Origin of the sequence: Pseudomonas sp. LAMO17WK12:I5 (genome assembly GCF_900215165.1) — a bacterium.
GTDB classification, from domain to species: Bacteria; Pseudomonadota; Gammaproteobacteria; order Pseudomonadales; family Pseudomonadaceae; genus Aquipseudomonas; species Aquipseudomonas putida_A.
The window spans coordinates 298291-314563 of record NZ_OBDS01000001.1; the positions used below are offsets into that span (position 1 = coordinate 298291).

At 59.9% G+C, this 16273-nt stretch carries 15 protein-coding genes; 10 read left to right on the forward strand and 5 right to left on the reverse strand.

All coding sequences use genetic code 11. From position 1 onward, the window contains the following. Window positions 1–39 precede the first annotated feature (39 nt). The 3 genes from grxD to CRO59_RS01385 all read right to left on the reverse strand — a co-directional run bounded on the left by grxD (window position 40) and on the right by CRO59_RS01385 (window position 3009). A complete protein-coding gene (grxD, locus tag CRO59_RS01375) occupies window positions 40–381 on the reverse strand; it encodes a Grx4 family monothiol glutaredoxin (RefSeq protein WP_003227729.1) in 342 nt (113 codons plus the stop codon). Between the two features lie 97 nt (window positions 382–478). Continuing rightward, window positions 479–2584, reverse strand: coding sequence for a molybdopterin oxidoreductase family protein (locus tag CRO59_RS01380; RefSeq protein ID WP_097086052.1), 2106 nt, complete (start codon window positions 2582–2584; stop codon window positions 479–481). A gap of 134 nt (window positions 2585–2718) precedes the next feature. After that, window positions 2719–3009: a hypothetical protein gene (locus tag CRO59_RS01385; protein ID WP_027612069.1), complete on the reverse strand. Its 291-nt coding sequence runs from the start codon at window positions 3007–3009 to the stop codon at window positions 2719–2721. Window positions 3010–3412: 403 nt separating this feature from the next. Here CRO59_RS01385 and argF point away from each other — a divergent pair, with 403 nt between their 5' ends. Both argF and CRO59_RS01395 read left to right on the forward strand, forming a co-directional pair. Beyond that, the gene (argF, locus tag CRO59_RS01390; RefSeq protein ID WP_095136949.1) at window positions 3413–4333 is read left to right on the forward strand and encodes an ornithine carbamoyltransferase; all 921 of its coding nucleotides are present in this window, start codon (window positions 3413–3415) and stop codon (window positions 4331–4333) included. After that, window positions 4330–5439: an ABC transporter ATP-binding protein gene (locus tag CRO59_RS01395; RefSeq protein ID WP_027612071.1), complete on the forward strand. Its 1110-nt coding sequence runs from the start codon at window positions 4330–4332 to the stop codon at window positions 5437–5439. Before argF ends, CRO59_RS01395 begins: the two co-directional genes overlap by 4 nt. Window positions 5440–5560: 121 nt before the next feature. Here CRO59_RS01395 and CRO59_RS01400 read toward each other — a convergent pair whose 3' ends face one another. Beyond that, the gene (locus tag CRO59_RS01400) at window positions 5561–6343 is read right to left on the reverse strand and encodes a PhzF family phenazine biosynthesis protein (RefSeq protein ID WP_027612072.1); all 783 of its coding nucleotides are present in this window, start codon (window positions 6341–6343) and stop codon (window positions 5561–5563) included. 95 nt (window positions 6344–6438) lie between these two features. Beyond that, on the reverse strand, window positions 6439–6909 hold the full coding sequence (gene ybaK, locus CRO59_RS01405; protein ID WP_097086054.1) for a Cys-tRNA(Pro) deacylase: 471 nt from the start codon (window positions 6907–6909) through the stop codon (window positions 6439–6441). A gap of 362 nt (window positions 6910–7271) precedes the next feature. Between ybaK and CRO59_RS01410 the strand changes: the two genes are divergently transcribed. The 8 genes from CRO59_RS01410 to CRO59_RS01445 all read left to right on the forward strand — a co-directional run bounded on the left by CRO59_RS01410 (window position 7272) and on the right by CRO59_RS01445 (window position 16173). Continuing rightward, on the forward strand, window positions 7272–8123 hold the full coding sequence (locus CRO59_RS01410; protein ID WP_027612073.1) for an MIP/aquaporin family protein: 852 nt from the start codon (window positions 7272–7274) through the stop codon (window positions 8121–8123). Between the two features lie 78 nt (window positions 8124–8201). Then, window positions 8202–9704 carry a glycerol kinase GlpK gene (gene glpK / locus CRO59_RS01415; protein WP_097086056.1) on the forward strand — a complete coding sequence of 501 codons (1503 nt, stop codon included), beginning with the start codon at window positions 8202–8204 and terminating at the stop codon, window positions 9702–9704. Between the two features lie 95 nt (window positions 9705–9799). Beyond that, window positions 9800–10555, forward strand: coding sequence for a DeoR/GlpR family transcriptional regulator (locus CRO59_RS01420; RefSeq protein WP_007916700.1), 756 nt, complete (start codon window positions 9800–9802; stop codon window positions 10553–10555). Between the two features lie 323 nt (window positions 10556–10878). After that, on the forward strand, window positions 10879–12414 hold the full coding sequence (gene glpD, locus CRO59_RS01425; protein ID WP_097086058.1) for a glycerol-3-phosphate dehydrogenase: 1536 nt from the start codon (window positions 10879–10881) through the stop codon (window positions 12412–12414). A 493-nt stretch (window positions 12415–12907) separates the two neighbouring features. Then, the gene (locus CRO59_RS01430) at window positions 12908–13834 is read left to right on the forward strand and encodes a glutamate/aspartate ABC transporter substrate-binding protein (protein ID WP_027612076.1); all 927 of its coding nucleotides are present in this window, start codon (window positions 12908–12910) and stop codon (window positions 13832–13834) included. A 190-nt stretch (window positions 13835–14024) separates the two neighbouring features. Further along, window positions 14025–14771 carry an amino acid ABC transporter permease gene (locus CRO59_RS01435; RefSeq protein ID WP_027612077.1) on the forward strand — a complete coding sequence of 249 codons (747 nt, stop codon included), beginning with the start codon at window positions 14025–14027 and terminating at the stop codon, window positions 14769–14771. Then, entirely contained in the window at window positions 14771–15442 is a 672-nt protein-coding gene (locus CRO59_RS01440) for an amino acid ABC transporter permease (protein ID WP_007963949.1), read from the forward strand. The genes CRO59_RS01435 and CRO59_RS01440 overlap by 1 nt, the downstream gene beginning before the upstream one ends. Further along, on the forward strand, window positions 15439–16173 hold the full coding sequence (locus CRO59_RS01445; protein WP_007963947.1) for an amino acid ABC transporter ATP-binding protein: 735 nt from the start codon (window positions 15439–15441) through the stop codon (window positions 16171–16173). The genes CRO59_RS01440 and CRO59_RS01445 overlap by 4 nt, the downstream gene beginning before the upstream one ends. The last annotated feature ends 100 nt before the right edge of the window (window positions 16174–16273 follow it).

Sequence of the window (16273 nt, forward strand, 5' to 3'; positions counted from 1 at the left end):
CCTGTGGGAGCGAGCTTGCTCGCTCCCACAAAAACCGGATCAGGCTTCGGACTTGGCCGCAGCAGCCTTGGCCGATGCTTCCTTGACCAGAGTCTGCAGCTCACCGTTGGCGAACATTTCAGCCATGATGTCGCTACCGCCGACCAGCTCACCGCCGACCCACAGTTGAGGGAAAGTCGGCCAGTTGGCGTACTTTGGCAGGTTGGCGCGGATTTCCGGGTTCTGCAGGATGTCGACGTAGGCGAACTTCTCGCCACAGCCCATTACAGCCTGCGCAGCTTTCGCGGAGAAGCCACACTGCGGGGCATTCGGCGAGCCTTTCATGTAAAGCAGAATGGTGTTGTTGGCAATCTGCTCTTTAATCGTTTCGATGATATCCATGGAGCACCTCGGCTGAACTTTCCGACTCATGGGTCGGCACGGTGACGCATTGTAACGGAATCCCGAGCGCCATGCTCGGTCTCCCCGACGGTCTCGTTCAGGCCGCTGCCACCGTCACCGGCACGCCATTGAGCGCGGCGTTACCCGACAACTCGTCGAGCTGGCATTCATCGGTCAGGTCGTTGGCACTCGATCCCGGCTGCCCACTGGCGATTGCCATTTGCACGCCCGGCCGAGCATGTCCCCAACCGTGCGGCAGGCTGACCACGCCCTTCATCATGTCCAGACTGCCGAGCACCTCGACCTCGATCTGCCCTACCCGCGAGCTGACGCGAACTAACTGACCATCGTTGAGCCCCCGGCTGGCGAGGTCATCCGGGTGCATCAGCAATTGATGTCGTGGCTTGCCCTTCACCAGACGATGGTAGTTATGCATCCACGAATTGTTGCTGCGCACATGGCGCCGGCCGATCATCAGCAGCTCATCGGCCGCCGGCGCCTGCAAGGCCGCAAAGCGTGCGAGATCGGCGAGAATTTCCGGCGGCGCAGCCTGCACCCGTTGATTCGGCGTCTTGAGGCGTGCAGCCAGATTAGGCTTCAACGCCCCAAGATCAATCCCGTGCGGATGATCGAACAATGTCGCCAATGACAGCTTTTGCTCGGACGCATCGCCATACAGGCCCATGCGCAGGCCCATGTCGATCATCTTCGCCGGCGGCATCGTCGGTTTCAGCTCCTTGCCGGTCTTCTCGGCAAACGCCTTGGCCAGACCGACAAAGATCTCCCAGTCGTGTAATGCGCCCTCGGGCTTGGCGAGAATCGCGCGGTTGAAGCGAGTGACGTTGCGCACCGCGAACAGATTGAAAGTAGTGTCGTAGTGATCGTTCTCCAGCGCCGAGGTCGACGGCAGGATCAAGTCGGCGTAGCGCGTGGTTTCGTTAATGTACAGGTCGATGCTGAGCATGAACTCCAGACCATCGAGCGCCTGCTCCAGTTGCCGGCCGTTCGGAGTCGACAATACCGGATTGCCGGCCACGGTGATCAGTGCGCGAATCTGCCCTTCGCCTTCGGTGAGCATCTCTTCAGCCAGCGCCGACACCGGCAGCTCGCCGCCGTACTCGGGTCGCCCGGAGACCCGGCTTTGCCATTTGTTGAAATGCCCGCCCGAGGTCGATGCCACCAGATCCACCGCTGGCTCTGTGCACAAGGCACCGCCGACGCGATCGAGATTGCCAGTCACCAGATTGATCAACTGCACGACCCAATGGCATAGCGTGCCGAAGGCCTGAGTGGAAACGCCCATCCGGCCGTAGCAAACAGCGCTTGGTGCAGCGGCGAAGTCCCGGGCCAGTTGGCGGATCTGTTCAGCGGGAACGGCGCACAGCGGGCTCATGGCTTCGGCAGTGAAGGTTGCGACGGCTGCGCGCACTTCATCAAGGCCATCAACCGGCAAGTGACAGTCACGGGTCAGCCCTTCGCTGAAAAGCGTATTGAGTAAGCCAAACAACAGCGCCGCGTCGCCACCCGGCCGCACAAACAAGTGCTGATCGGCGATAGCTGCCGTTTCGCTGCGCCGGGGATCGACCACCACCACTTTGCCGCCGCGCGCCTGAATCGCCTTCAGGCGTTTCTCGACATCCGGCACGGTCATGATGCTGCCGTTCGATGCCAGCGGGTTGCCGCCGAGGATCAGCATGAAATCGGTGTGATCGATGTCCGGGATCGGCAGCAGCAAGCCATGGCCGTACATCAGGTAACTGCTCAGGTGATGCGGCAACTGATCGACCGAAGTCGCCGAGAAGCGATTGCGCGTCTTCAGCAGGCCGAGAAAGTAGTTGCTGTGGGTCATCAGCCCATAGTTGTGCACGCTCGGGTTGCCCTGGTAGACCGCCACCGCACTCTGCCCGTGACGCTCTTGAATCGCCGCCAGACGCTCGGCCACCAGCGCAAACGCCTCGTCCCACTCGATCGGCAGCCATTCGCTGCCGACCCGGCGCATCGGCTGGCGCAGGCGATCGGGATCGTTCTGGATGTCTTGCAGGGCTACGGCCTTGGGGCAGATGTGCCCACGACTGAACGTGTCAAGCGCGTCACCCTTGATCGAGGTGATCGCGACGTTGCCATCGGTTTCGGTGGTCTCGATGGTCAGGCCGCAGATGGCTTCGCACAGGTGGCAGGCACGGTGATGGAGAGTCTTGGTCATGGCCAGTCTCTGTCTTGTTCTGGGCAGGCAATCAGGCCCGCGGGAACAAAACTATGGCCCCGGCGCAGATCCTGCGCCAGCGACGTTCGTCTTGTGAATCGACGGTTATCAGGCGAGCCGATACACCGCCATATTCAGTTCGACGGCAGCTGCGGCGGCGCGGCCAACTGAATTTCCTGAATGGTTTCGATCTGCTCGTGGGCGACGTGCACGCCGGTGAGTTCGCCGATCAACCGCCAGTGCTCGTCGAGCCCGGCACTGATGGTCGCCATGCGATCGATCATGTGGCGGCCGGCGGTCTTGACCACTTCGTCCTCGCTGCGCAGCAGCTCGAAAGACATCGAAGTGACCGACGCGGTGAGATGGGTCAGTGAGCGAGCTGTGTGGCCCAGCAGTTCCATTAACAGTTTTTCTTTCGATTCCATGCGGAGGCTTCCTGCGTCGCTCGAAACTTATTTATAACCCAGCACTTTGCTTTAGCAAATGTTTCAGTCTGAGCATCCGACCAAGTGATGGCATGGCGCCACGGTCGTAAACCGACCTGGTCGACGTGATCCCCGCCACGCCGCATTGCCAAGCCCAGCGAGGCCGGTGTACAAAGAGGCTCGCTGCTGTCCTGAACCCGGCTTCAAATGCGTACTGCAACATCCCGTACGCCCTCCGAATTCCGCAAAAACCGTAGCCTATTGGCGTAACGCGACATTTAGTGTCAATATCGCGCCTTCCCCTATTTCGTCGCCCCGTGCGGCTTACGCCGCAGGTCTCGCCCGTTGTTCCGTTAAACAAGGCTTTGAGCATCTGCGGTCTGTAGCAAAAAGGTAGTCAATGATGAGCGCAAGGCACTTTCTCTCCCTGATGGATTGCACGCCCGAAGAGCTGGTCAGCGTGATCCGTCGAGGCGTTGAGCTCAAGGACCTGCGTAACCGCGGCGTACTGTTCGAGCCGCTGAAAAACCGCGTCCTGGGGATGATCTTCGAGAAGTCCTCGACCCGTACCCGGATCTCCTTCGAGGCCGGCATGATCCAGCTCGGTGGCCAGGCGATCTTCCTCTCGCCACGCGACACTCAGCTGGGCCGTGGCGAGCCGATCGGCGACTGCGCCATCGTCATGTCGAGCATGCTCGACGCGGTGATGATCCGTACCTTTGCCCACAGCACCCTGACCGAATTCGCCGCCAACTCGCGCGTGCCGGTGATCAACGGCCTGTCCGATGACCTGCACCCGTGCCAGTTGCTGGCCGACATGCAGACCTTCCTTGAGCACCGTGGCTCGATCCAGGGCAAGACCGTGGCCTGGATCGGCGACGGCAACAACATGTGCAACAGCTATATAGAAGCGGCGATCCAGTTCGACTTCCAGTTGCGCGTTGCCTGCCCGCAGGGCTACGAGCCTAATCCTGAATTCGTGGCCCGCGCCGGCGATCGCGTGACCATCGTCCGTGATCCGCAAGACGCCGTGCGCGGTGCGCATCTGGTGAGCACCGATGTCTGGACTTCGATGGGTCAGGAAGAGGAAACTGCCAAGCGCCTGAAGTTGTTCGCTCCGTTTCAGGTGAACCGCGCCCTGCTCGATCTGGCGGCCGAAGATGTGCTGTTCATGCACTGCCTGCCGGCGCACCGCGGTGAAGAAATCAGCCTCGACCTGCTTGATGACCCGCGTTCCGTCGCCTGGGATCAGGCAGAAAACCGTCTCCACGCACAGAAGGCCCTGCTCGAGTTCCTCGTCGAACCGGCATATCACCACGCATGAGCCATGAATTACTGCTGAACCTGCGCAACCTCGCTTGCGGCTATCAAGATCAACGCGTGGTGCAGAACCTCAATCTGCACCTCAACGCCGGTGACATCGGCTGCCTGCTCGGCTCGTCCGGCTGCGGCAAGACCACCACCCTGCGCGCGATTGCCGGTTTTGAACCGGTGCACGAAGGTGAAATCACCCTGGGAGGCGAAACCATTTCCAGCGCCGGTTTCACCCTGGCGCCGGAGAAACGCCGGATCGGCATGGTGTTTCAGGATTACGCGCTGTTCCCGCACCTGAGTGTTGCAGACAACATCGCCTTCGGTATCCGCAAGCACCCGAACAAGGAGCGCGTCACCGAGGAGCTGCTGGAACTGGTCAATCTGAAGAATCTAGGCAAGCGCTTTCCCCACGAGTTATCGGGTGGCCAGCAACAGCGTGTCGCCCTAGCCCGGGCACTGGCGCCGGAGCCGCAATTGCTGCTGCTCGACGAGCCATTCTCCAACCTCGATGGCGAACTGCGGCGCAAACTCAGCCACGAAGTGCGCGACATCCTCAAGGCCCGTGGCACCAGTGCGATTCTGGTGACTCACGATCAGGAAGAAGCCTTCGCCGTCAGCGATCACGTTGGCGTGTTCAAGGAAGGTCGTCTGGAGCAGTGGGACACGCCCTACAACCTCTACCACGAGCCGGCGACGCCGTTTGTCGCCAGCTTCATCGGTCAGGGTTATTTCATCCGCGGCCAGCTCGGCAGCCCGGAATCGGTGCAGACCGAACTCGGCGAACTGCGCGGCAACCGCGCCTACACCTGGCCGGTGGGCGGTGCGGTGGATGTGTTGCTGCGTCCGGATGACATTGTTTATGCGCCGGACAGTGGGTTGAAAGCGCGGATCGTCGGCAAGACGTTCCTGGGTGCCTCGACCCTGTATCGCCTGCAACTGCCGACCGGTGCGCAGCTGGAATCGATCTTCCCGAGCCATGCCGACCATCAGGTCGGCGCGGATGTGGGGATTCGGGTCGCCGCCGAACACCTCGTCCTGTTCCAGGCCAGCGGCAGTACCGCGGCACAAATCCCGGCGGTGGAAAACGGCGTCCGCCGCTACAGCGCCGCCCTCTGATCCGCCCCGGATCAAAACTGTGGGAGCGGGCTTGCTCGCGAATGCGCTGTGTCAGTCAACGAAGAGGTCGTCTGACACCCCGCATTCGCGAGCAAGCCCGCTCCCACATTTGGTTTTGGGTTCAACCCAGGATCAGAGTGCCGCTGGCCACCAGCGTCGCATTCCCGCCGATCTTCACCCGCTCCCCCTCCAGCCGACAGAACAACTCCCCGCCCCGCGCCGAACGCTGGCACGCGGTCAAACTGGATTTGCCCAAACGTTTCGACCAATACGGAATCAGGCTGCAATGCGTCGATCCAGTGACCGGATCTTCATTGATGCCGATCGCCGGGGCGAAGTAGCGCGAGACGAAATCGTGCTGATTGCCGCGCGCGGTCACGATGGCGCCGAGCCACGGCAGTTTTGCCAGTGCAATCATGTCCGGCGTGCAGTCGAGCACTGCCTGCTCCGACTCCAGCACCACAAACAATTCATTGGAACCGAGCACATCCACCGCCTCGACGCCCAGCGCGCGCTCGACATCCAGCGTCACGCCAATTTCTGACGGCACAATCGACGGGAAGTCCAGCCACAGGCGATCGCCCTCGCGGCTGACGCTAAGCGGCCCGGACTTGCAGATGAAGTCCAGCCGCTCGGCATTTTCCTTGTAGACCTCGAACAACACATAGGCGCTGGCCAGTGTGGCATGCCCGCACAGCGGCACCTCGGTGGTCGGGGTGAACCAGCGGATGTGCCACGCCGCGCCTTCGCGCACCACGAACGCGGTTTCTGCCAGATTGTGTTCGGCGGCGATCTTCTGCATCAAATCGTCCGCGAGCCATGCATCGAGCCGATACACCATCGCCGGGTTGCCACTGAACGGCCGATCACTGAACGCATCAACCTGATGAAATTCGAGCTGCATAACCTTCTCCCTGAGTGAATCGGCAGAGCATGCAGCCACGCTGCGCTCAGCGCCAGTGACAGAACCGGGCAATTTTCTTCATACAGAACGCAAGTTCATGCACGACCGATGTCGGCAAATTTGGCCTGGGTGTGTTCAGCCAGAACCGCCGGCGCCAATTCGACTTCCAGACCACGTCGGCCAGCACTGACATAAATAGTCGCAAAGCCTTGGGCCGAGTTATCGATGAAGGTGCGCAGACGCTTCTTCTGCCCCAGCGGACTGATGCCGCCTAACAGGTAACCGGTGGAACGCTGTGCCGCAGCCGGGTCAGCCATTTCGACTTTCTTGACGCCCGCCGCGTGTGCCAGACCTTTGAGATCAAGACTTCCGACGACCGGCACCACCGCCACCAGCAATTCACCTTTTTCACTGGCAGCGAGCAGCGTCTTGAACACCCGCGCCGGCTCCAGCGCCAGTTTCTCGGCGGCCTCCAGCCCATAGGACGCGGCCTTGGGATCATGTTCGTAACTGTGCACGCGATGTTCGGCACGAACTTTTTTCAACAAGTCCAACGCAGGGGTCATGGCAGCTCCAGGTTCGGCATCAACAGAAAAATCCTGCGCCGGATTCTAGGCCATCACCTCGCAAAAGGCTCTAGCGCAAGCCCCGTTTTCCGGGCTTTGCAGGCAAATCGCCGGGCTACCGCCTCCTTCCTCCGCAGGATCATTCAGCAGGCTGATAGTTTAATTGTGACCGACGGTTCACTTTCGACCTTTGACAGGTTTGTTTCTTGTCTATATTTTTTCGAATCTGAATAATGTAAGAATTATCATCACCGCAGCACCCAGCAGTAAACCGGGAACAGGATGGGGATCCTGCCCCGGGGAAAATCGCGCCTTGCCCTGACGGCAAACGCGCCAGACAACAACAAAAATCGAGGTTTTCAATGACAACTGCTTTACAGCAACCATCGCTTTCCGGCCAATGCCTGGCCGAGTTTCTGGGGACTGCACTTCTGATCTTTTTCGGCACTGGCTGCGTCGCCGCGCTCAAAGTCGCGGGCGCCAGCTTCGGCCTGTGGGAAATCAGCATCATCTGGGGCGTCGGCGTGAGCATGGCGATCTACTTGACCGCCGGGGTTTCCGGCGCGCATCTGAACCCCGCCGTGAGTATCGCCCTGAGCATTTTTGCCGACTTTGAAAAGCGCAAACTGCCGTTCTATATCCTGTCGCAGATCGCCGGCGCGTTCTGCGGTGCGCTGTTGGTGTACACGCTGTACAGCAATTTATTCTTCGATTACGAACAAACTCACCACATGGTGCGTGGCACCGCCGCCAGCCTTGAGTTGGCCTCGGTGTTCTCGACCTTCCCCAATCCGGTACTGTCCACCGCTCAGGCATTCCTGGTCGAGATGATCATCACCGCGATCCTGATGGGCGTGATCATGGCCCTGACCGATGACAACAACGGTCTGCCGAAAGGCCCGATGGCTCCGCTGCTGATCGGTTTGCTGATTGCCGTAATCGGCAGCTCGATGGGCCCGCTGACCGGTTTTGCGATGAACCCGGCGCGTGACTTCGGTCCGAAACTGATGACTTTCTTCGCCGGCTGGGGTGAAATTTCCTTCACTGGCGGCCGCGATATTCCGTACTTCCTGATTCCGATTTTTGCACCGATTGTCGGTGCCTGCCTCGGCGCTGCCGGGTATCGCGGGCTCATCGCCCGTCACCTGACCGGCGCCACACCTGCTACAAAGGATGCAGAACCGGCCATTGACGGCAAACCAAGAACTTCTTGAAACAGTCGGCGCGGGCTCCTGCCCATTTCGAACCCGCGCCCCGGCCCACTCTCCCTTATTTAGTCCAAGGCAATCGACATGACCGACATTCAGAATAAGAACTACATCATTGCCCTCGATCAGGGTACGACCAGCTCCCGCGCGATCATTTTCGACCGCGATGCGAACGTGGTCTGCACCGCCCAGCGCGAATTCGCCCAGCACTACCCGCAAGCCGGTTGGGTCGAACACGATCCAATGGAAATCTTCGCCACCCAGAGCGCGGTGATGGTCGAAGCACTGGCCCAGGCCGGTCTGCATCACGATCAGGTCGCCGCCATCGGTATCACCAACCAGCGTGAAACCACCGTGGTCTGGGACAAAACCACCGGTCGTCCGGTGTACAACGCCATCGTCTGGCAGTGCCGCCGCAGCACCGAGATCTGCCAGCAGCTCAAGCGCGATGGCCACGAAGAGTACATCCGCGACAACACCGGTCTGGTCACCGACCCGTACTTCTCCGGCACCAAGCTGAAGTGGATCCTCGACAACGTCGAAGGCAGCCGCGAGCGTGCGCGCAACGGCGAACTGCTGTTCGGCACCATCGATAGCTGGCTGATCTGGAAATTCACCGGCGGCAAGGTACACGTCACCGACTACACCAACGCCTCGCGCACCATGCTCTTCAACATCCATTCGCTGGAGTGGGATTCGAAGATGCTTGAGATCCTCGACATCCCGCGCGAGATGCTCCCGGAGGTCAAAGCCTCTTCGGAAATCTACGGTCGCACCAAGAGCGGCATCGCCATCGGCGGTATCGCCGGTGACCAGCAAGCGGCACTGTTCGGCCAGATGTGCGTCGAGCCGGGCCAGGCGAAAAACACCTACGGCACCGGCTGCTTCCTGCTGATGAACACCGGCGACAAAGCGGTGAAATCGCAACACGGCATGCTCACCACCATCGCTTGCGGCCCGCGTGGCGAAGTGGCTTACGCTTTGGAAGGCGCGGTGTTCAACGGCGGTTCGACCGTGCAGTGGCTGCGCGATGAACTGAAGATCGTCAACGACGCTCACGACACCGAATACTTCGCCAATAAAGTGAAGGACAGCAACGGCGTGTACCTGGTACCGGCCTTCACCGGTCTGGGCGCTCCGTACTGGGACCCGTATGCCCGCGGTGCACTGTTCGGTCTGACGCGCGGCGTGCGCGTGGATCACATCATCCGCGCTGCGCTGGAATCGATCGCCTACCAGACCCGCGACGTACTCGACGCCATGCAACAGGACTCCGGCGAACGCCTCAAGGCCCTGCGCGTGGACGGCGGCGCGGTCGCGAACAACTTCCTCATGCAGTTCCAGGCCGACATCCTCGGCACCCAGGTCGAGCGTCCGCAAATGCGCGAAACCACTGCACTCGGGGCGGCGTATCTGGCCGGTCTGGCGTGCGGTTTCTGGGGCAGCCTCGACGAACTGCGCGGCAAGGCCGTGATCGAGCGTGAGTTCGAACCGAGCCTGGACGAAGCCGAGAAAGAGAAACTGTACAAAGGCTGGAAAAAAGCCGTCAGCCGCACCCGTGACTGGGCGCGTGAAGACGCTGAATAAGCCAACCTTCAGAGACTGATAGGCAACTAACTGGTCGGGAGCGGATTCCTGCGGCATCATGGGCAAATTTTGCACGGCAGCCCAAAGGAAGCCCCATGAATCTGCCTCCCCGTCAGCAGCAAATCCTCGAACTGGTCCGCGAACGCGGCTATGTGAGCATCGAGGAAATGGCCACGCTGTTCGTTGTTACCCCGCAAACCATCCGCCGCGACATCAATCAGCTCGCGGAAGCCAATCTGTTGCGCCGCTACCATGGCGGCGCGGCCTATGATTCCAGCGTCGAAAACACCGCCTATGCGATGCGCGCCGACCAGATGCGCGACGAAAAACAACGCATTGGCGAAGCCATCGCCGCGCAGATCCCCGATCACGCCTCGCTGTTCATCAACATCGGCACCACCACCGAATCCATTGCCCGCGCCCTGCTCAATCACAACCATCTGAAGATCATCACCAACAACCTGCACGTCGCCTCGATGCTCAGTGCCAAGGATGATTTCGATGTGCTGCTGACCGGCGGCAACGTGCGCCGTGACGGCGGTGTGGTGGGTCAGGCGAGCGTGGACTTCATCAACCAGTTCAAGGTCGATTTCGCACTGGTGGGTATCAGCGGCATCGACGAAGACGGCAGCCTGCTCGACTTCGATTATCAGGAAGTGCGCGTGTCGCAGGCGATCATTGCCAATGCTCGGCAGGTGATTCTGGCGGCGGACTCGAGCAAGTTCGGGCGCAATGCGATGATTCGATTGGGTCCGATCAGCCTGATCGACTGCCTGGTGACCGATCAGCAGCCGGTGCCGGCACTGGCGCAACTGCTGAGCCAGCACAAGATTCGTCTGGAAGTCGTTTAAATCCGTTCAACATCCCCTGTGGCGAGGGGATTTATCCCCGATGGGCTGCGAAGCAGTCCTAAAACCACCCAATGCGGTGTGCCTGAGACTCCACGGTAGTTGATTGAGGGGCCGCTACGCGACCCATCGGGGATGAATCCCCTCGCCACAAAAAGCATCCCTCGACTCAATAATGTTCGAAAATTTTCTTTTAGCCGCCCTTCGATGAGTTTTTTCAATCGAACGCGACTGGCTGCGCGCGTCTTTATGGGCTACCATTTTCGCAAATGAACATTTATGTTCGATTTCCAAGACAGAAAATCAAAAGAGCCCGAGGCCAGCCGATGTCCACATCTACCTTGCGTACGCCCCCTATCTCCGAGATCTACGACGTTGCCGTAATTGGCGGCGGGATCAATGGCGTGGGGATCGCAGCGGATGCCGCCGGTCGCGGTCTCTCTGTGTTCCTTTGCGAAAAGGATGACCTGGCCAGCCACACCTCGTCGGCCAGCAGCAAGCTGATCCACGGTGGCCTGCGCTACCTCGAACATTACGAATTCCGTCTGGTGCGTGAAGCGCTGGCCGAGCGCGAAGTGCTGCTGGCCAAGGCGCCGCACATCGTCAAACCGATGCGTTTCGTGCTGCCGCACCGTCCGCACCTGCGTCCGGCCTGGATGATCCGCGCCGGCCTGTTCCTTTATGACAACCTCGGCAAGCGCGAAAAACTGCCAGGTTCGAAAAGCCTGAAGTTCGGTGCCGACAGCGCACTGAAAAGCGAAATCACCAAGGGCTTCGAATACTCCGATTGCTGGGTCGATGACGCCCGCCTCGTCGTTCTGAACGCCATGGCCGCCCGGGAAAAAGGTGCCCACGTACACACCCAGACCCGTTGCGTCAGCGCCCGCCGCGCCAAGGGCCTGTGGCACCTGAACCTGGAACGCGCTGACGGCAGCCTGTTTTCGATCACTGCCAAAGCCTTGGTGAACGCCGCCGGCCCGTGGGTCGCCAAGTTCATTCGTGACGACCTGAAAATGGAATCGCCGTACGGCATCCGCCTGATTCAGGGCAGCCACATCATCGTGCCGAAACTGTACGAAGGCGATCACGCGCACATCCTGCAAAACGAAGATCAGCGCATCGTCTTCACCATTCCATACCTGAACCACTTCACCCTGATCGGCACCACCGACCGTGAATACACCGGCGATCCGGCGAAAGTGGCAATCACCGACGGCGAAACCGATTACCTGCTGAAAGTGGTCAACGCTCACTTCAAGAAGCAGATCAGCCGCGACGACATTCAGCACAGCTACTCGGGCGTGCGTCCACTGTGCAACGACGAATCCGACAACCCGTCCGCCGTGACCCGCGATTACACCCTGGCATTGTCTGGCGGTGGCGAAGAAGCACCGCTGCTGTCGGTGTTCGGCGGCAAACTGACCACCTACCGCAAACTCGCCGAGTCAGCGATGGCCCAGTTGATGCCGTACTTCACCCAGATGCGCCCGAGCTGGACCGCCACCGCGACCCTGCCCGGCGGCGAAGACATGACCACCCCGCAAGCCTTGAGCGCGCAGATCCGCGACAAGTTCGACTTCGTCCCGACCGAGATCGCCCGCCGCTGGGCCACCACCTACGGCAGCCGCACCTGGCGCATGCTCGAAGGCGTGGAAACCCTCGCCGACATGGGCGAACACATTGGTGGCGGGCTCTACACCCGTGAAGTCGATTACCTGTGCAGCGAAGAATGGGCCACCACGGCGCACGACATCCTGTGGCGTCGCAGCAAACTGGGCCTGTTCACTACCCCGGCCGAGCAAGAGAAACTGGCGGCCTACCTGGGCAAGGTCGAGCAGAACCGCAAGACTGAAGCGGCGTGATTTGAACATCGCTTAAACGAAAGCCCCTGAATTGAGAGATTCAGGGGCTTTTTGCTGCGTGACTTACTTTGCCTGCCACTAACCCTGTGGCGAGGGGATTTATCCCCGATGGACTGCGAAGCGGTCCTCGCCTTTGCGCTGAAAGAAGGCCGCTTCGCGACCTATCGGGGATAAATCCCCTCGCCACAAGGGAATGTGGGCTCGAACGATCATCAATGTGAGGGCAGCGATTAAAAGAGCGTTCGGATTTCCGAACACGACCTCCCGGTCAATTCGGATAACCGGATCAGTTTCATCGAAAAACACCGACACAAAACTTTAATCACCTTATAAATCAAGCCATTAGCCACTATCGACTGCTCTGGCACGACTCATGCTCTACACTCTCTCGACGAATGCCTGCCGTGCCAACACTTCAGGAGCCGTCAGGCATTCGAAGCACAAAAGGGCCGACGAACTGGCTCCATAAAAAAAACAATTCGAGGAAAATTTGATGCGCATCGTTCCCCATATCCTGGGCGCAGCCATTGCGGCCGCTCTGATCAGCACTCCAGTTTTCGCCGCCGAACTCACCGGCACCCTGAAGAAAATCAACGATTCCGGCACCATCACCCTCGCTCACCGCGACAGCTCCATCCCGTTTTCCTACATTGCGGATGCTTCCGGCAAGCCAGTGGGCTACTCCCACGACATTCAAGTGGCCATCGTTGAAGCCCTGAAAAAAGACCTGAACAAGCCAGACCTGCAGGTCAAATACAACCTGGTGACCTCGCAAACCCGTATCCCGCTGATCCAGAACGGCACCGCGGATATCGAGTGCGGTTCCACCACCAATAACGCCGAACGCGCCCAGCAAGTCGACTTCACCGTCAACATCTTCGAAATCGGCACCCGCCTGCTGGTCAAGAAAGACAAGGATGGCAACCCGTCCTACAAAGACTTTGCCGACCTCAAAGGCAAAAACGTCGTGACCACCGCCGGCACCACGTCCGAGCGCATCATCAAAGCGATGAACGCCGACAAGCAGATGGGCATGAACATCATCTCCGCCAAGGACCACGGTGAATCCTTCAACATGCTGGAAAGCGGCCGCGCCGTTGCCTTCATGATGGACGACGCCCTGCTGGCCGGCGAAGAAGCCAAGGCCAAGAAGCCGGACGACTGGGTCATCACCGGTACTCCGCAATCGTTCGAAGCCTACGCGTGCATGGTTCGCAAAGACGACCCGGCCTTCAAGAAGGCTGTGGATGACGCCATCGTCGGCCTGTACAAATCCGGCAAGATCAACGAGATCTACAAGAAGTGGTTCGAAACCGCGATTCCGCCAAAGGGCCTGAACCTCAACTTCCCGATGAGCGACAAGGTCAAGGAACTGATCGCCAACCCGAGCGACAAGCCGGCGCCTGACGTAAAAATCTGATTCCTGACTAACCTTATCCCCTGAGGGAGCCACCCTCCCTCAGGCGTCTGTTACCTGCTGGTTTTACAGTGGAACACTCGACCTGGCGGTTTTCGAGCCGATCGCGTGTGCCCGGCGTTCAACGTCGGACGGGAAAGGATCTTCCCCAAGCGGGTGCTTGTACATCGATCGATTTCGAGGGGAGACCCTAATGAATTACAACTGGGACTGGGGCGTGTTCTTCAAGTCCACCGGCGTGGGCAGCGAGACTTATCTCGACTGGTACATCGCCGGCCTGGGCTGGACCATTGCCATCGCCATCGTGGCATGGATCATCGCCTTGCTGCTGGGCTCCATTCTGGGGGTCATGCGCACGGTGCCGAACCGCCTCGTATCGGGCATCGCGACCTGCTACGTCGAACTGTTTCGCAACGTGCCGCTGCTGGTGCAGCTGTTCATCTGGTACTTCCTGGTGCCCGATCTGCTGCCGCAAAACCTGCAGGACTGGTACAAGCAGGATCTGAACCCGACCACCTCGGCCTACCTGAGCGTGGTCGTGTGCCTGGGTCTGTTCACCGCCGCCCGGGTCTGCGAGCAAGTGCGCACCGGCATCCAGGCGCTGCCACGCGGCCAGGAATCCGCCGCCCGCGCCATGGGTTTCAAGCTGCCGCAGATCTATTGGAACGTGCTGCTGCCCCAGGCCTACCGCATCATCATTCCGCCGCTGACCTCGGAATTCCTCAACGTGTTCAAGAACTCCTCCGTGGCGTCCTTGATCGGCCTGATGGAACTGCTGGCGCAAACCAAGCAGACCGCCGAGTTCTCGGCCAACCTGTTTGAAGCCTTCACCCTGGCCACGCTGATCTACTTCACCCTGAACATGAGCCTGATGTTGCTGATGCGCATGGTCGAGAAGAAAGTCGCAGTGCCCGGCCTGATCTCCGTGGGGGGTAAATAATGGACTTCGATTTCAGCGGCATCATCCCTGCGATCCCGGGCCTGTGGAACGGCATGGTCATGACCTTGCAACTGATGGTCATGGGCGTGATCGGCGGTATCGTGCTGGGGACGATCCTCGCGCTGATGCGCCTGTCGTCGAGCAAACTGCTGTCGCGCGTCGCCGGCGCCTACGTGAACTACTTCCGCTCGATCCCGCTGCTGCTGGTGATCACCTGGTTCTACCTGGCGGTGCCGTTCGTGCTGCGCTGGATCACCGGCGAAGACACCCCGATCGGCGCGTTCACCTCCTGCGTCGTGGCTTTCATGATGTTCGAAGCCGCGTACTTCTGTGAGATCGTCCGGGCTGGCGTGCAGTCGATCCCCAAAGGCCAGATGGCCGCGGCCCAGGCGATGGGCATGACCTATGGCCAGACCATGCGGCTGATCATCCTGCCCCAGGCGTTCCGCAAGATGACCCCGTTGCTGCTGCAACAGTCGATCATCCTGTTCCAGGACACCTCGCTGGTCTACACCGTGGGCCTGGTGGACTTCCTCAACTCCGCCCGTTCCAGCGGCGACATCATCGGTCGTTCCAACGAGTTCCTGATCTTTGCCGGTGTCGTCTACTTCATCATCAGCTTTTCCGCCTCGCTGCTGGTCAAGCGTCTGCAAAAAAGGTTTGCCGTATGATCTCCATCAAGAACATCAACAAGTGGTATGGCGACTTCCAGGTGCTGACTGATTGCAGCACCGAGGTCAAGAAAGGCGAAGTGATCGTGGTCTGCGGCCCGTCGGGTTCGGGCAAGTCGACCCTGATCAAGTGCGTCAACGCGCTGGAGCCGTTCCAGAAAGGCGACATCGTCGTCGACGGCACCTCGATTGCCGACTCCAAGACCAACCTGCCGAAACTGCGTTCGCGCGTCGGCATGGTGTTCCAGCATTTCGAGCTGTTCCCGCACCTGACCATCACCGAAAACCTGACCATCGCGCAGATCAAGGTGCTGGGCCGCAGCAAGGAAGAGGCGACCAAGAAAGGTCTGCAACTGCTGGAACGCGTCGGCTTGTCGGCGCATGCGCACAAGCACCCGGGGCAACTGTCCGGCGGTCAGCAGCAGCGTGTGGCGATTGCCCGTGCACTGGCCATGGACCCGATCGTCATGCTGTTCGACGAACCGACCTCGGCGCTCGACCCGGAAATGGTCAACGAAGTGCTCGACGTGATGGTGCAACTGGCCCACGAAGGCATGACCATGATGTGCGTGACCCACGAAATGGGCTTCGCGCGCAAAGTGGCTGACCGGGTGATCTTTATGGACGCCGGCAAGATCATCGAAGACTGCCCTAAAGAGGAGTTCTTCGGCGACATCAGCGCCCGCTCCGAACGCGCGCAGCACTTCCTCGAGAAAATCCTGCAGCACTAAAAAACCACACACCGCTCCCCAACTGTGGGAGCGGGCTTGCTCGCGAAGAGGCCGGCACTTTCAACAGCATCGTTGACTGACCTGCCGCTTTCGCGAGCAA